We start from the raw sequence: 16265 nt of genomic DNA, 5'->3' as shown, positions 1-16265 counted from the left end.
CGTCGGCGAGAACATCACGGGAAGTCCGTGACACCATGAATCAATGGGCACGGATGTGAACACCCAAGAGTTCAGCCGCGAGGACCGCCGACTGTTCCGCGAACAAGTCGGGCGATGCACCGAGGCTGTGGCCCGAATGCTGGCGAACGGACTCTTCACCGATCAGGGCAATCCACCCCAGCCCTTACTCGGCATGGAGGTCGAACTCAATCTGGTCGATCGGGCGATGAACCCGGCGATGTCGAATGCGACTGTGCTCGAGGCGATCGCCGACCCCGACTACCAAACCGAGCTGGGCCAGTTCAACATCGAGATCAACGTGTCGCCCCGCCCATTCGTCGGCGGCGACACCGTGTCGCTCGAGCAGGCTCTGCGTGATTCACTCAACCGCGCCGAGGAACGCGCAGCCGGCACCGACAACCACCTGGTGATGATCGGCATGCTGCCCACGTTGCGCCAGGAACACTTTGCGCATCAATGGATTTCGGCCAACCCCCGGTACGATCTGCTGAACCAGCAGATCTTCGCCGCCCGCGGCGAAGACATCGAACTCGACATCACCGGAGTCCCGCTGACCCCGGGCGGCGAATCCGAACGGCTGCACACCTCGATCGACTCGATCTTGCCCGAGGCAGCCTGCACGTCACTGCAGCTGCATCTGCGGGTGGCACCTGAGGATTTCGCAGATCACTGGAACGCGGCACAGGCCATCGCAGGTGTCCAGGTGGCCCTGGCAGGCAATTCGCCTTTCCTGGCGGGCCGGGCACTCTGGCATGAAAGCCGCATCCCGGTGTTCCAGCAGGCCACCGACACCAGGCCACAAGAACTCATCAATCAGGGCGTCCGTCCGCGCGTGTGGTTCGGAGAGCGTTGGATCACAACGATTTTCGACCTCTTCGAGGAGAACACCCGATACTTCCCGTCGCTGCTGCCGGTGGTCTCCGACGAGGATCCCCTCGAACAGCTCGAGGCGGGGACCATCCCGGAACTCACAGAGCTGCGTATGCACAACGGCACCGTCTACCGCTGGAACCGTCCGGTGTACGACGTGGTCGACGGCCACGCACATCTGCGCATCGAGAACCGGGTGTTGCCTGCAGGACCTACCGTTGTCGACATCATGGCCAATGCCTCGTTCTATTACGGCGTGCTGCGTGGCCTGGTCGATGCCGAACGGCCACTGTGGTCGCAGATGTCGTTCGATGCCGCGGCCGAGAACCTGCAGGCGGCATCACGTGACGGGATCGACTCGCAGCTGTATTGGCCGACACTCGGCTGGGTACGACCCGACGAGCTCGTTCTGCGAAAATTGTTGCCGCTGGCCGACGAAGGGCTACAGGCGTTCGGCGTGAGCGCCGACGCCCGCGACCGCTATCTCTCGGTCATCGAGGGACGTGCCCTCAACCGGCAGACCGGCTCGGTGTGGCAACGTGCCTCGGTGCAGGCACGCGAGCAGGCTGGCGACAGCCGTGAGGAGGCGCTGGCCGGGATGCTGCGCGAGTACATAGAACGCATGCATGACGGCGCGCCCGTGCACACCTGGGATCTGTAGCGGTCGCGAGTCTCGGCCGCGTTGTCTACCGTGCCGCGTTCTTGATGAATTCCTCCACGCCCGCAGCAGGTTTCACGCCGCCGAAGTAACCGCCACGCACGTGCCTGCGCAGCGCGGCATCGTCGGTGGCCCGGGCTGCGGAATGCCACAGGTAGGCGTCGTGCAAGATGATGTCGCCGCGTTCGGCGTAGACGCCCACCTCACCCCGGATCTTCTCGAATCCGAGCGGCATCTCGAACGGTGGTGTGCGGTCGGTGCGGCCGCCCGAGGGTCGCGCCGTCGACGGCACCGACACCCCGTTGGCGTTGCGATACGGCGCAGGGGTCGCCCACAGGTGACTTCCCGGCACCACCCGCAGGAATCCGTTCGCCGGGCTGGTGCCGTCGATGTGCACGGTGAAAGCCGTGCTCGGCCAGACATCGAGGCTGGGGCTCGCCTGCCAGTCGGAGTGCCAGCCGATACGCGTGTAGCCGGATTCCTTACCCGGCCGGGCATCTTGGTACACCACGCCGTTCTGTTCGTCGGCCCGGATCCAACATGATTCGCCGACAAGCTGTTTCATGATGTCGATCAGCACGGGGTGGGTGATCGCGGCGTCGACCGCCGGCGACAGTTCGCTGACGTACTCCACGTAGTTGGCGAACTTGTCGGCCTTGGCCGCCTCATCGAGGAACACCGTCGAGCCGTAGCGGTCGTCGAGTTCCCCGGACACCACCTTCTGCTGGGCGTCGACGCATTCCGCTTCGATGGCCGCGGTGTCGGCTTCGGCAAGCATCCCCCGCAACACGACGTAGCCGTGCATGTCGTAAAACCAGAGGAGACCCTCGATGTCGTCGGGTCCGTATACGCCGGGGCCTGCGGTCACAATTGTCATTCACAAGACGTTAGCGCTGGTCAGGAGTTCTTTCAGGGTGAGCGCGTGCTGTCGTCGAAGTTGTCACGTGGTCTTAATACGAGCCCGTGGCCAGTCCCCCACCCAGGCGACGTAACTGGACGGTTCATCAAAACTAGAACATGTTCTAGTGTGGTGCCGAACCGCCGGGGAGTGGCCTGAAGCCGAGCCTCGCCACAACGAAAGTGATCGTCATGAAAGCAGCAGTCACCGGAGCCGCAGGATTTGTGGGTCGCAATCTTGTCGACCGTCTGGTCGCCGACGGTCATTCCGTCGTCGCCATCGACAGGCACCACCCCGTCGATGTCGCCGACCACGGTGCGGTGAGCTGGGTGAGCGCCGACATCCTCGATCCCGAATCGATCACCGAGGCACTGACCGGAGTGGACGTGGTGTTCCACCTGGTCGCGGTGATAACGCTGCGCCACACCGACGAGAACGCCTGGCGGATCAACACCGAAGGTGTCCGCAACGTCGCAGAGGCAGCCTTGGCGGTAGGTGCCCGGCGCATGGTGCACTGCAGTTCGATCCACTCGTACGACCAGTACACCTGCGGTGGTGTCATCGACGAGACATCCAGCCGATCGGACAACGCCGAGCTGCCGGTCTACGACAGGTCGAAATGGGCAGGTGAACAAGAGCTGCGCAAGGTCATCGACCGCGGATTGGACGGGGTGATCTGCAACCCGACCGCCGTGATCGGCCCGGTGGACCACACCCCGTTCTCACGCATCAACGGGATGCTGCTGGATTCGGCGCGCGGCCGCGTACCCGCACTGGTCACCGGAGGATTCGATCTCATCGACGTGCGTGACGTCGCGGCCGGCCTGATCGCCGCGGCCGAGCACGGCCGGACCGGTGAGAACTACCTGCTCACCGGGCAGATGGTCACCATGCTCGAGGCATTCCAGATGGTCGCCCGAGAAGCAGGGCGTCGCGGACCGGCATTCGCGTTCCCGATGAGCATGGTGAAGGCCATCCTGCCGGTCGCCGAGCCCATCTGCCGACTCTTCAAATCCGATCTGATGTCGAAGGCGGCGCTCGGGTCCCTCGAGGCCTCCCCGGTGGTCGATGGCACCAAGGCCCGCACCGAGCTCGGCCACTCGCCGAGGCCGGTCGCCGAGACGATGCGTGACTTCGTGACCTTCATGGTGGTCGAGGGACAGCTCAAGGTCGCCGGGAGCAAGGCTTCGGCCGACACCGGCGCCACACCGGCGGCCATCTGATGGTCGCCGGTGGTCACCTCAGTCCTTGGTGACCAATCCCCGACCGGTGATCTGTGGGAGGTCCAACGCGGTCAACAGACCGGGCTGGGCCTCCACCACGGCCTGCACAGCGTTCACCAAACGCATTGCGGTGACCAGCATTCCGGAATCGTTGTGATCGCCGTTCTCGCCGTGGTGCACGAAGTCGACCGTCATCACCGGATCGCCGGTGATCTCGATGCGGTAGCAGCCGTCGCCGCGACTGGGGATCGGCCACTCGGGTTGGGCATCGGCCTTCGTGCGGGTGACGTGTTCGAGAATGATGCGCTCAGATCCGTTGACGGTGCCGATGACCTCGAACCGCACCGCAGCCATCGTCCCCTTGGCGATGTGGCACGACGCGATGTCGTAGTCCTCCTCGGCAGGTCGGCGGTCGATCCGCTCCACGAGGGGCTCATCGAGGGTGAGGTCGAGACCGGCAGCCAGTTGCCGCACGACGGGACCCCACGCCAGCGACAGCACCCCCGGCATCCAGAGCATCGACTGATGGTCCATGGGTTTGCCGAAACCGAACAGCTCGGTCATCGTCATGGGCTGGTAGTACGTGGAGTAGTCGGCGATCTCAGCCACTCGCAGTTCGTCGATCCGCTTGGACAACGACGTCATCGCCAGCGGCAGGACGTCGTTGGCGAAACCCGGATCGATGCCGTTGACGTGGAGACTCGCGTTGCCCGCTCGTGCTGCCGCGCGTATGCGCTCGTTGAAGTCGTCGGGGAACACACCGTCCGGATAGACCAGCGCAACCGGTCCGGACGAGACCACGTTGACCCCTGCTTCGAGGAAGCTGATCAGGTCCTCGACCGATTCCATGATGCGGTCGTCGGTCATGGCGCCGTGAACGATGCAGTCGGGGCGCAGCGCCAGCAGTTCTTCTTTGTCTCCGCTGGCAGCGATTCCCAGTTCGCGGCCCAGGCCGGCGAGCTCGCCGACGTCCTTGCCGACCTTGTCGGGATTCGACACCCAGACCCCGACGAGTTCGAGTTCGGGGCGGGCGAGCACACCCGCTATCGCCAGCTTCCCGATCGTGCCGGTTGACCAGACCACTACACGTAACGCCACTTCATGACCTCCAGGACAGAAACTAGAACACGTTTCACCCTAGACCCCGCCCACCCCGAAAGTGGTGGGTTTCGGTGAGCAAACCTGCTGGTCGCCGTCCCCGAAACCCACCACTTTCGGAGGGCGGAAGACGACTACATCTCTTCGGCGCCCACCAGCGCGGCTTCTTCGAGACGGCGTTCGGTGGCGGCAGCGGGCTCGGGCTCCGATTGCGTCCCCACCACTGCGATGGCGGCGACCGCGATCACGCTGTAGCCCACGGCAAACCAGTAGGGGGCTGCGTTGGTGCCGAACCACTCCGCGAGATGGGCCACCAACAGCGCCGACACCGCCGCACCCATCCAGCGCAAGAAGTTGTATCCGGCACTCGACACCGACCGCGGACCGGTTCCTGCCGCCATCGCCATGCCGGTCAGCGCAGTGTTCAGCACACCGGACGGGATCCCCGAGACGATGATCGCGGCCATCACCAACGGCTTGAGGTCACCGGCCGTGCCGATGGCCGCAACAGCCATCACGATGCCGAAGACACCTACAGCAGTGATCACGCCGAGCCGTTCGCCGAGGGCCTCGACCACCCGGGGTGCGAGCGTCACGCCGCTGAGCGCGACGCAGAGGCCCCATCCGACAAACACCAGCCCCAGGAAGATCGGTCGCATGTCCAGAACGATCGGCGCCCAAGCGATCACGGTGAAAAACCCGGCCGTATAGAACGCCGAGCCGATACCTGTCACCAGGAGCCTACGATTTCGCAACGCGCGCAACGGGTCTGCGATACCCACCTTGGGGCGCGCCGTGGCCGGACCATCCTTCGACAGCTTCATCGCGCAGAGCAAGGCGCCGATCGCCATGAGGACCGCCGTACCGGCAAAGGGGGCGCGCCACGTCCATTCGCCGAGAATCGCACCGAGCAGCGGCCCGACCGCAAGCCCGACCCCGAGGGCTGCCTCGTAGAGCAGGATCGCACCGTGTTGACCGCCGCGAGCCGATCCCACGATGAAGGCAAGTGCTGTCGCCATGAACAGGGCGTTGCCCAACCCCCACGCCACGCGCAGGGCGATCAGCTCGCCGATTCCGTTGGCGGTTGCCGAAACACCCGCTGCGACAACGATGAAGGCGAGCCCGGCGATGAGTGTGCGTTTCGGCCCGAAGCGGTACGAGCTGTATCCGGTGATCAGCATCGCGAACACCTGCACGCCCATGTACACCGCGAACAGCAAAGTGACCTGGTCGGCGCCTGCATCGAGTTGCTTGGCGATCTCCGGCAGGATCGGGTCTACGAGACCGATACCCATGAATGCGATGACGGCCGCGAATGCCGTGGCCCACACCGCAACCGGCTGCCCGCGAACTGCGTCGAGAAATCCGTGGTGTTCAGCAACCTGTGACGAATCACCTTGCCCTGTTGTCATGTTCACTCCTCTTCTTCAAATCGTGAGGGCACTCGACTCATCGAGACTCTCCAGTTGTGCGCGCAGCGACCGCAATGCGGGGACAGCGGCTCGGAGGGCTCGCAACTCGTCGTCGGTCATGCCCGCCATCGCTCGGGCGAGTACCTCGTTGCGCGCCGACTGCAGCTGCGCCATCTCGCGCCGCCCGTCGTCGGTGATGCTCACCTGCACCGCCCGACGGTCATCGGGATCGGGGTCGCGACGCAGCAGCCCGTGACCGACCAGCACATCCACGGCCGCTGTCACGGTCGGCATCCGCACGCCCTCGCGGCGGGCCAGTTCTCCCATCCGCATCGGTCCGTGCTCTGCCAGGGTCGCCAGGGTGGAGCCTTGCGCCGCGGTGTATTCGCCGAACGGTGACCGCCGGCGGATCGTCAGATACACCCGAGCCATCGTCGGGCGGATGGCGTCGGCCAGGTTGGTCAGCTCGTTGTCAAACACTTAGCAAGGGTAATACTTAGGACCTCGAACTATCAAGAGAGCCGCGCCCCTAGTGCCCATTTTGGTGGGTTAGGGCGACCGAAACCGCAGGTCGCGGCCGCCGAAACCCACCAAAATCGGGCTAGCCGAAGAGGGCTGGGAGCGTTGCTTCGAAGGTCTCGCGCAATTCGGTCAGCGGGATCGAGAACTGATCCTGGATCTCGACCGAATCGCTGCCCTGATCCACCACGCCGATGCGGGTCCACGGCATCTGCCGCGCGTCGAGCATGCCGGTGAACCGGGTCTCCTCGGTACGCGGCACCGCGACCAGAACTCGGCCCGACGACTCGGAGAACAGCCACACGAACGGGTCAGCGCCTTCGGGAAGCAAGATCCGGCAACCGGTCTCGCCCGCGAGTGCGCCCTCGACGACGGCCTGCGCGAGGCCACCCTCGGACAGGTCGTGCGCAGCGGACACCAGGCCATCGCGCGACGCTGCGGTGAGGATGGCGGCCAGCAAACGCTCACGCTCGAGGTCGACAGCAGGCGGCGTGCCACCGAGGTGATCGTGCACCACCTGCGACCAGATCGACCCATCGAACTCGTCATGGGTGTCACCGAGCAGGATCAGGGTCTCCCCCGGCTCGGTACCGAAACCGGTCGGGATGCGACGACGCACGTCGTCGATGACACCGAGAACACCGACAACCGGCGTCGGCAGGATGGGCGTGGCGCCGGTCTGGTTGTAGAAACTCACGTTTCCGCCGGTGACCGGGATGCCCAATTGCGCACAGCCGTCAGCCAATCCGCGCACGGCCTGCTGGAACTGCCACATGACGGCCGGATCCTCGGGCGACCCGAAGTTCAGGCAGTTGGTGACAGCCTTCGGGGTCGCGCCGCTGACGGCGACGTTGCGGTATGCCTCGGCCAACGCGAGCTGCGCGCCACGATAGGGATCGAGGTAGGTGTAGCGACCCGACGCGTCGGTGGACAGCGCGATACCGCGGCCCGACGACTCGTCGATCCGGATCATTCCCGAGTCCGCATGTTCGGCCAGCACCGTGTTGCCCCGCACGTAGCGGTCGTACTGCTCGGTGATGAACCGCCGACTGCACAGCGCGGGCGAGGAGATCATCTGCAGCAGCGTGTCACGCAGCTCGTCGCCGGAGGCCGGCCGCTTCAGATCCTTTGTCGTGGAGGCGATCACGCCGTCCTGCCAGTCCGGACGCGCGACGGGACGCTCGTAGACCGGCCCTTCGTGGGCGACGGTCCGCGGCGGAACATCGACCACGGTTTCGCCGTGCCAGGTGATCTCGAGGTGCTCACCATCGGTGACCTCGCCGATGTCGGTGGCCAGCACGTCCCACTTGCGGCAGACCTCCATGAACGCCTCGACGTTCTCCGGCGCCACCACGGCACACATGCGTTCCTGCGACTCGCTCGAGAGCACCTCGGCCGGGGTCATCCCGGTGGCCCTCATCGGGACCTTCTCCAGTTCGATGCGCATCCCGCCATCACCGGCAGCAGCCAATTCGGAGGTGGCACACGACAATCCGGCACCGCCGAGATCCTGGATGCCGATGACGATGCCCGCCTTGTACAGATCTAGGCAGCACTCGATGAGCACCTTCTCGGTGAACGGATCGCCGACCTGCACCGCGGGCAGCTTCTTCGGGCGGCCACCGGCGCTGTCGTCGAAGGTCTCCGACGCGAGGACCGACACACCGCCGATCCCGTCGAGACCGGTCCGGGCACCGAACAGGATGATCCGGTTACCGGTCCCCGACGCGAACGCCAGGTGCAGGTCCTCGACCCGCATGACGCCGGCGCAGAGCGCATTCACCAACGGGTTCCCTGCGTACGACGCGTCGAACACCGTCTCACCGCCGATGTTCGGCAAACCCAGGGAGTTGCCGTACCCGCCGACACCGCGCACCACACCGTCGACGACCCGGCGGGTGTCCGGCGCGTCCGCGGCACCGAAACGCAGTTGGTCCATCACGGCGATCGGGCGTGCACCCATGGCCATGATGTCGCGGACGATGCCGCCCACACCGGTCGCGGCGCCCTGGTAGGGCTCGACATACGACGGGTGGTTGTGCGATTCGACCTTGAAGGTGACAGCCCAGCCGTCGCCGATGTCGACCACACCGGCGTTCTCACCGATGCCCGCGAGCATCGAGGAGCGCATCTCGTCGGTGGTGGTCTCGCCGAAATACCTCAGATGCACCTTGGATGACTTGTACGAGCAATGCTCGGACCACATCACCGAATACATGGCCAGTTCGGCGGCGGTCGGCCTGCGGCCCAAGATCTCACGGATCCGCTGATACTCGTCGTCCTTGAGGCCCAGCTCGCGAAACGGCTGGGGCTGGTCGGGGGTATCGGCGGCGACGGAAACGGTATCTACGTCTGCACTCACGGTGACAGTCTAGGCGGAGGCCGGCAGGCGGGGTGATCTCGTCCTCCTCGCGGTAATGTCTCGGGCAGCGCAGCGGGAGTGGGAACTGTGCGCGGGGGGCCAGACCAGCTGATTCGTCGTTCGGCTGGTCGGTACACAGGGGGAAACGACCATGATCGACACAGGGCAGTCGCGCTCGTCTGCCGCCAAGGCACGCCAGTTGTTCGACTTCGCGGTCCGGTCGTCTGGGATACCGATCGACGGCGAGCAGTATCCGGCCGATCCGGCCAAGGCCGCGCTCGCCTTCACCCGGGCCACCGAGTGGGCGCCCATGATGGCCGACGCGTGGCTGGGGCGGGTGGCGTCCGGGGACAACTCTGCGTCTGTGGTGCTCCAGCTGTACCGCTGCCGTGCGACGATCGGCGCCGAGCAGCGTCGGCTGGGGCTTCCGCCGCGAACGTTGTCCGGCCGCTTCTCCACCGGCCTGTACATCGACTATCCGTTGGCCGACCGGACCGAGGCCATCGTGGCGTACGCGGCCACGCTGATCGCCGGCGCCGACTATCAGGGAGCCGAGGACGCCCTCGACGAGGCGGCCGCCGAATGTGCCGACCGGGGCCTGCCACCGATCGTGGACTACCTACGGGCCAGCCTGCACTTCCGCACCCAGCGCTGGACAGACGTGCTCACCGCACTGGCTCCGTCGACCACGTGGACGGACGAGTACATGAACGCCGGCGCCGACCTGATGGCCGGATCGGCGTGCGTGCAGATGGGCCTGTTCACCGAAGGTGTACGGCGACTCGAAGCCGCGGCGAATGGGCCGATCCCCGCCGCGGCGACGGCGGCGATGTTCACCCACGGGCTGGCCTTGCGCGAACAGGGCATGGAGGCGCCGGCTCGTGAACGGTTCGAGGCCGTGTATTCCCGTGACCCCTCGTTCTCGGCCAACTCCAAGGCCCTCTCGGATCAGCGTTTCCGGTTGGTGATCACCACCGCCGAGACGATCGCCTCTCGTAGCGACCGCTGGGACCCGGCCACTGCAGCAGAGACGGTCGCGGCCTCGGCGTCTGCTCCTGACGACTCCGAGGGAAGTCTGCTCGCGGCGGCACAGGCCGAACTCGCCGAGCAGATCGGCCTCGAATCGGTCAAGAGCCAGGTGACCAAGCTGCAGTCGGCAGCCACCCTGGCGAAGATCCGATCGGACAAGGGTCTCGCGACCGGCCCACGCAGTCTGCACCTGGCATTCACCGGTCCACCCGGCACCGGCAAAACCACCATCTCGCGCATCGTCGCCAAGATCTATTGCGGGCTCGGTCTCATCAAAACCGATGCGGTGGTGCAGGTCTCACGTCGTGATCTGGTGGGCGAACACCTCGGTAGCACGGCCATCAAGACATCGGAGGTGATCGACCGTGCGATGGACGGCGTGCTGTTCATCGATGAGGCCTACACGCTGGTGCAGAGTGGCCTCTCCGGCGGCGACGCGTTCGGTCGCGAAGCCGTCGACACCTTGCTCGCGCGGATGGAGGACGACCGCGACCGGCTGGTGGTGATCATCGCAGGCTATGACGCAGAGATCGACCGGCTGCTCGCCGCGAACGAGGGAATGTCGTCACGATTCTCCAAGCGCATCAGATTCGACTCCTACAGTCCCACCGAACTCACCCAGATCGCCGATCTTCTTGCCCGCAAACGTGATTCGTTACTGTCGGCGGAAGCGCTCCGGGAACTCGAGATGGCGTGCGCTCCCCTGTGTCATCAGGTCGAGCTCGACGAGTTCGGCCGGGAGCGTCGCATGATCGACCTCGCGGGCAACGGGCGCTTCGTCCGCAACGTGGTCGAGAGCGCCGAGGAAGAACGCGAACACCGTCTGACAAGCGGCACCATCGAACTCGCCGACCTCGACGACGACGCACTCATGCGCATCGAGGCCTCCGACATGCAGGCCGCATTGGCCGGTGTGCTCGGCGGATTGCGGAGCGGACAAGGTCCGGTCCGGTAGACCGGCCCCGCGAATCCTCAGCCGGCAGCTCGGGTCACTTCCAAGATCGACTCGGCGAGTTCAGGCCTGCAGATCACAAGATCGGGTAGATAGACGTCGCGCTGGTTGTACTCCAGCGACAGTCCGTCGATCCGACTGCACCACAACCCATGTGACTTCGCCACAGCCACCGGCGCGGCCGAGTCCCACTCGTACTGTCCACCGGCGTGCACATACGCGTCGGCCTCACCCCGAACCACTGCCATCGCCTTGGCGCCTGCCGATCCCATCGGGAGCAGCTCACCACCGATGGCCGTGGCGACCGACTCGGCGAAAGCGGGAGGCCGCGAGCCGCTGATGACCACGCGCGGCTTGTCGCCCCGCGGTGTTCTCGCCAGACCGGTGGTGGGTGGCACCGGCGCCCCATCGTTGACGTAGGTGACGCCGAGCCCCGGCAGCGAGACCGCGCCGACCGTGAGCCCCAACCCCTTTTCCCACAGTGCAACGTGCACAGCCCAGTCGGTGTGGTCGTCCAGACCGTATTCCTTTGTGCCGTCCACAGGGTCGACGATCCACACGCGGTCGGCGTCCAGTCGGGACAGATCGTCGGCCGATTCCTCGGACAGCACGGAGTCGCCCGGCCGTTCACGCGCGAGCGCGTCGAGCAGGAACTCGTTGGAGCGCAGATCCCCGGCCTTGCCCAGTTCTTTGCCGTTCAGCGATGGGTCTGATCGGAGTTCGACCAGCAGATTCCCGGCCTCGGTGGCAAGACGACCGGCGAGCTCTGCATCGGATGAGGTCACAGTCACACGCCCAGGTTACGGCGGATGGCCTCCGCGACGTCGGCAGGCGCACCGTCACCGGGGGTGATGACGACGTCCGCCGCTTCCGGTCGCTCGTAGGGCGAACTGATGCCGGTGAAGTGTGCGACCTCACCGCGACGCGCCTTCGCGTACAGCCCCTTCGGGTCGCGTTCCTCGCAGACCTCGAGCGGCGTGTCGACGAACACCTCGAAGAACGGCAGGCCGCGCTCGGCATGGACCTCGCGCGCCCGCTCGCGTTCGGCGGCGAAGGGGCTGATCAGCGAAACGATCGCAACCGCACCCGAGTCCGCGAAGAGTGCCGCAACCTCGGCGGTGCGCCGGATGTTCTCCCGGCGATCGTCGTCTCCGAACCCGAGATCGGAATTCAGCCCATGGCGGAGGTTGTCCCCGTCCATCAGGTAGGCCGGGCGGCCTTCGGCCACCATCGATCGTTCCAGTTCCGATGCGATCGACGACTTCCCGGAACCGGACAGTCCGGTCAACCAGATGGTCGCCCCACGATGGGAGCGCTGCTCCCTGGTCACCGACGAGCTGTGCCAGACCACGTGGGAGTCGTTGCTGACCGGACCGTTGATCATCCCGGCGCCGACGGTCTTGTTCGTCGCCTCGTCCATCAAGATGAAGCTACCCGTGAAGCGATGCTGGCGGTACGAGTCGAACATCATGGGTTGCTGGGTGCGCAGACGGACGCGCCCGATCTCGTTGAGCCGCAACTCCTGTGGCCCCTCCTCACGATGGAGGGAGTTGACGTCGAGCCGATAGGTGAGGTCGCCGATCACGGCCTTCGACTCGCGGGTCGAGCTCTGGATGGTGTAGCGGTTACCCGGCTTCAACTCGGTGTCCTCGGAGAACCAGCACACCATCGCATCGATGTCGCGACCTACGTACGGTCGATTGTTGGGACGGGCGAGCATCTCTCCGCGAGTGATGTCGATCTCGTCGGCGAGCGAGACGGACACGGCCATCGGCGCGAATGCCTCGTCGAGCTTGCTGCCGCCGGGGCCCCAGATCTCGGCCACGGTGGTGCTGAATCCGCTGGGCAGCACCACCACTTCGTCGCCGGGCTTGAACGTTCCGCTGGCGATGGTTCCGGCGTAGCTGCGATGGTCCGAGCCGTCGCTGACCTGAGGACGGATCACGTATTGCACCGGCAGCCGGGCGTCGATGAAGTTGCGGTCCGAGGCGATGTGGACGTCCTCGAGGTGTCCGAGCAGCGAGGTGCCCCGATACCAGGGCATGTGGACCGACGGATCGACCACGTTGTCCCCGAGCAGCGCCGACACCGGGATGAAGCTGAGGTCGGTCACGTTGAGTTTGCTGGCGAATGCGCTGAACTCCTCCTTGATCTCGGTGAATCGTTCTTCCGACCAATCCACCAGGTCCATCTTGTTCACACACAAGACGATGTGCGCGATGCCGAGCAACGACGACAGGAAGGCGTGCCTGCGGGTCTGCTCGAGCACTCCCTTGCGGGCGTCGATGAGAACGAGTGCCACGTCGGCGGTGGATGCCCCGGTCACCATGTTGCGGGTGTACTGCACATGCCCGGGGGTGTCGGCGATGATGAACTTGCGCTTGGGTGTTGCGAAGTACCGGTACGCCACGTCGATGGTGATGCCCTGCTCGCGCTCTGCACGAAGGCCATCGGTCAGCAGCGCGAGGTTGGCGTATTCGTCGCCGCGTTCGGAGCTGGTGCGCTCGATCGACTCCATCTGGTCGGTGAAGATGCTCTTCGAGTCGTACAGCAGCCGGCCGATCAGTGTGGACTTGCCGTCGTCGACGCTTCCGGCAGTTGCCAACCGCAGCAACTCTTTCCGTCCGCGCCGTACGGGCTCGCCGATGATCAGTTCCTGGTCGACGGTCATCAGAAGTATCCTTCTTTCTTGCGATCTTCCATGCCGGACTCCGAGATTCGGTCGTCGGCTCGGGTTGCACCGCGTTCGGTGAGTCTGGTGGCGGCCACTTCATCGATGACCTGCTCAACCGTGACGGCGTCACTGAGCACACATCCGGTGCACGTCGCGTCGCCGACCGTCCGGAACCGCACCTGCTCGGTGTGCACCGCCTCGCCGGGTGCGAGTTCCACGTACGGCGTCTTGGCCAGCAGCATCCCGTCCCTGGGCACCACTTCGCGCCGATGGGCGTAGTAGATGCTCGGTAGTTCTATCTCTTCGGCGGCGATGTACTGCCAGATGTCGAGTTCGGTCCAGTTGCTCAGGGGGAACACCCGGATATGCTCACCTTTGTTGTGGCGGCCGTTGTAGAGGTTCCACAATTCGGGCCGTTGCGCGCGTGGATCCCAGGCGCCGAACTCGTCTCGGAAGCTGAAGACACGCTCCTTGGCGCGCGCCTTCTCCTCATCGCGTCGCGCGCCACCGAAGACGGCGTCGAAATTGTTCTCCCGGATCCCGCGCAGCAGCGATGTGGTCTGCAGCCGGTTACGACTGGCACCGGGACCGGTCTGCTCCACCACCCGACCGGCGTCGATGTCGTCCTGCACACTCGAAACCACCAGTCGGACACCGGTTTTGTCGACAACCCGATCCCGGTAGTCGATGACCTCGTCGAAATTGTGTCCGGTGTCCACATGCATGAGCGGGAAGGGAACGGGCGCAGGCCAGAACGCCTTGCGCGCCACGTGGAACATCACCACCGAGTCCTTGCCGCCGGAGAACAGCAGCACGGGCCGCTGCGCCGTCGCGGCGACCTCTCGGAAGATGTAGACCGATTCCGCCTCGAGCGCGGCCAGATGGGTGAGCTCGTACCCCGTTGTCAGCACCGTGAGAATCCTCTCGCGTCGTTCGCCTCGTCAGGACTTGACCTGTCGAGTATCCGACACTAGTGTTTGAAAATATGACAGTGACGGTAAGCGACAGCATGCCTGTGGGTCAACCCTCGCCACCCACGCAGCGTGTGGTCCGGGTGATCGAACTGCTGGCCGAACAGACCGGCGGCCGCCTGACACTGGCGGAGATAGTCCGTCGCACAGGGTTTTCCAGAGCCACCGCCCACGCGGTGCTGACGCAACTCACCATCGACGGCTGGGTATCGCGAGAAGACGGCCAGTTCGCGATCGGTGCCGGCTTCGTCGCCCTGGCGCGGCAGGCCGAACGTGGCTATCCGTTGCGGCGTTTGGCAGCTCCGATGATCCACGAACTCGCTGCGGACCTCGACATGCCGGCGTTCCTCGCCGAACGCGTGGCCGAACAGATCACTGTCACAGAACTCGTCGGGGTGCCGGACATGCAGTGGATCAGACCCGGCCGGCGCATCGCGCTACGCCCACCCGTGTGCCGAGAGTTCGTCGCGTGGGCGCCTGAAGCCGAACGGCAGCGGTGGATCGACTCGGCACCGCCGGGTGCCCACGACCGACTGCACGACGTACTGGAAGTGATCTGCGACCGCGGGTACGCGGTGGAGCGCCTCACCGGTGACCATGCCGAGATGATCGACGCGCTTGCGTCACTGCGAGATTCACCGGTCTCGGACACGGTGCGCTCACGGGTGGCGGGGCTGCTGGCCGAACTGACCACCATCGACTATCTGCCGGAGGAATCCGTGGGAGTTGTCGCTGTGGTCACGATCGGCGCCCCGATCATCGACTCCGAGGGCACTGTGATCGCGTCGATCGTCGTGTGCCCCAACCGCGAGATGAGTGCGGACGAGATGGCGCACCTGGGCACGTCGGTGGCCGCTGCCGCTGATCGCGTCGCCCACGCGCTCGCACGCTGAATGCATGTGCCGCGGCGCTCGACGCTCAGGACGGGCCCGTTCGGCCGGCGAGTATCCGCTTCTTCGCCAACGCCACCTCACGCTCGCCGACCGTAGGCTCCGACAGTTCCTCACCCCCTGGCCGCAGCCCGGCGACCACCACTGCCAGATGTCGCCGCCATGCCGTGTCACTGACACCCCGCGTGGTCTCGACGACGCCCCTGACCGCCCAGAAGACAAGATCGAGGTCGGTGACGGTGACGTCGGGACGAATCCGTCCGGCATCTTGAGCAACGGCCAGCAACTCGGCCAGGATCGTGCGGAACTCGTCCCTGAGCAACACCGTGTGCTCGTCGTCGTTCCACATCCGCGACACACAGCCTCGATGCGACGCCTGAACGGCACCGGTGTCGAACAGCAATCGTTCCAGACCAGAACCGTCGGTCACGTCACGCGCGGCCCTGGCCATCGCCACCAGATCGATGAGCAACTGCCGTACGAGTTCGCTGATCAAGGCGTCCTTGGTGGGGAATCTCCGGTACAGCGTGCCCATGCCGACGCCGGCCACCCGGGCGATCTCCTCGACCCCGGCATCGAGCCCGCGGTCACTGAACACCTTTGCCGCCGCGTCCAGTAGTCGTCGCCGGTTCTCCGCAGCGTCACGCCGCAGCACTTTCCCACCGTCTGCGGTTGCCTGCACACCCAT

13 protein-coding genes are annotated in these 16265 nt (G+C 65.4%); 4 read left to right on the top strand and 9 right to left on the bottom strand.

Annotated elements, in window-relative coordinates; genetic code table 11:
• Positions 1-43 precede the first annotated feature (43 nt).
• Positions 44-1552 carry a glutamate-cysteine ligase family protein gene (locus ACVWY6_RS09415; protein ID WP_023957324.1) on the top strand — a complete coding sequence of 503 codons (1509 nt, stop codon included), beginning with the start codon at positions 44-46 and terminating at the stop codon, positions 1550-1552.
• 25 nt (positions 1553-1577) lie between these two features.
• On the opposite strand, the gene ACVWY6_RS09410 is transcribed toward ACVWY6_RS09415, so the two are convergent.
• Positions 1578-2426 carry a phytanoyl-CoA dioxygenase family protein gene (locus ACVWY6_RS09410; protein ID WP_457537597.1) on the bottom strand — a complete coding sequence of 283 codons (849 nt, stop codon included), beginning with the start codon at positions 2424-2426 and terminating at the stop codon, positions 1578-1580.
• A 212-nt stretch (positions 2427-2638) separates the two neighbouring features.
• Here ACVWY6_RS09410 and ACVWY6_RS09405 point away from each other — a divergent pair, with 212 nt between their 5' ends.
• On the top strand, positions 2639-3670 hold the full coding sequence (locus ACVWY6_RS09405; protein ID WP_457537596.1) for an NAD-dependent epimerase/dehydratase family protein: 1032 nt from the start codon (positions 2639-2641) through the stop codon (positions 3668-3670).
• An 18-nt stretch (positions 3671-3688) separates the two neighbouring features.
• On the opposite strand, the gene ACVWY6_RS09400 is transcribed toward ACVWY6_RS09405, so the two are convergent.
• The 4 genes from ACVWY6_RS09400 to purL form a co-directional block, all read right to left on the bottom strand.
• Entirely contained in the window at positions 3689-4768 is a 1080-nt protein-coding gene (locus tag ACVWY6_RS09400) for an NAD(P)H-dependent amine dehydrogenase family protein (RefSeq protein WP_457537595.1), read from the bottom strand.
• 134 nt (positions 4769-4902) lie between these two features.
• Positions 4903-6180, bottom strand: coding sequence for an MFS transporter (locus ACVWY6_RS09395; RefSeq protein WP_457537593.1), 1278 nt, complete (start codon positions 6178-6180; stop codon positions 4903-4905).
• 15 nt (positions 6181-6195) lie between these two features.
• Positions 6196-6660 (bottom strand): MarR family winged helix-turn-helix transcriptional regulator, encoded by a 465-nt coding sequence (locus ACVWY6_RS09390; protein WP_245969115.1) that lies wholly within the window; start codon positions 6658-6660, stop codon positions 6196-6198.
• A gap of 121 nt (positions 6661-6781) precedes the next feature.
• Complete coding sequence (gene purL / locus ACVWY6_RS09385) at positions 6782-9061, bottom strand: phosphoribosylformylglycinamidine synthase subunit PurL (protein ID WP_457537591.1); 2280 nt, start codon at positions 9059-9061, stop codon at positions 6782-6784.
• 151 nt (positions 9062-9212) lie between these two features.
• On the opposite strand from purL, the gene eccA reads away from it, so the two are divergent.
• The gene (eccA, locus tag ACVWY6_RS09380; RefSeq protein ID WP_457537590.1) at positions 9213-11045 is read left to right on the top strand and encodes a type VII secretion AAA-ATPase EccA; all 1833 of its coding nucleotides are present in this window, start codon (positions 9213-9215) and stop codon (positions 11043-11045) included.
• 17 nt (positions 11046-11062) lie between these two features.
• Here eccA and ACVWY6_RS09375 read toward each other — a convergent pair whose 3' ends face one another.
• The 3 genes from ACVWY6_RS09375 to cysD are packed head-to-tail and all read right to left on the bottom strand — an operon-like array spanning position 11063 to position 14627.
• Positions 11063-11833: a 3'(2'),5'-bisphosphate nucleotidase CysQ gene (locus ACVWY6_RS09375; RefSeq protein WP_084247992.1), complete on the bottom strand. Its 771-nt coding sequence runs from the start codon at positions 11831-11833 to the stop codon at positions 11063-11065.
• Positions 11830-13713 (bottom strand): adenylyl-sulfate kinase, encoded by a 1884-nt coding sequence (gene cysC / locus ACVWY6_RS09370; RefSeq protein ID WP_457537588.1) that lies wholly within the window; start codon positions 13711-13713, stop codon positions 11830-11832. Before cysC ends, ACVWY6_RS09375 begins: the two co-directional genes overlap by 4 nt.
• Complete coding sequence (gene cysD / locus ACVWY6_RS09365) at positions 13713-14627, bottom strand: sulfate adenylyltransferase subunit CysD (protein WP_457537586.1); 915 nt, start codon at positions 14625-14627, stop codon at positions 13713-13715. Before cysD ends, cysC begins: the two co-directional genes overlap by 1 nt.
• Before the next feature lie 74 nt (positions 14628-14701).
• Here cysD and ACVWY6_RS09360 point away from each other — a divergent pair, with 74 nt between their 5' ends.
• Complete coding sequence (locus ACVWY6_RS09360) at positions 14702-15580, top strand: IclR family transcriptional regulator (protein WP_457537584.1); 879 nt, start codon at positions 14702-14704, stop codon at positions 15578-15580.
• Positions 15581-15605: 25 nt separating this feature from the next.
• Here the strand turns inward: ACVWY6_RS09360 and ACVWY6_RS09355 are convergent, their stop codons facing one another.
• Positions 15606-16265: a TetR/AcrR family transcriptional regulator gene (locus ACVWY6_RS09355; RefSeq protein ID WP_120802829.1), complete on the bottom strand. Its 660-nt coding sequence runs from the start codon at positions 16263-16265 to the stop codon at positions 15606-15608.

The sequence above is a fragment of the Williamsia sp. R60 genome, from assembly GCF_054063855.1.
This window is presented reverse-complemented; position numbering and strand designations above follow the sequence as displayed.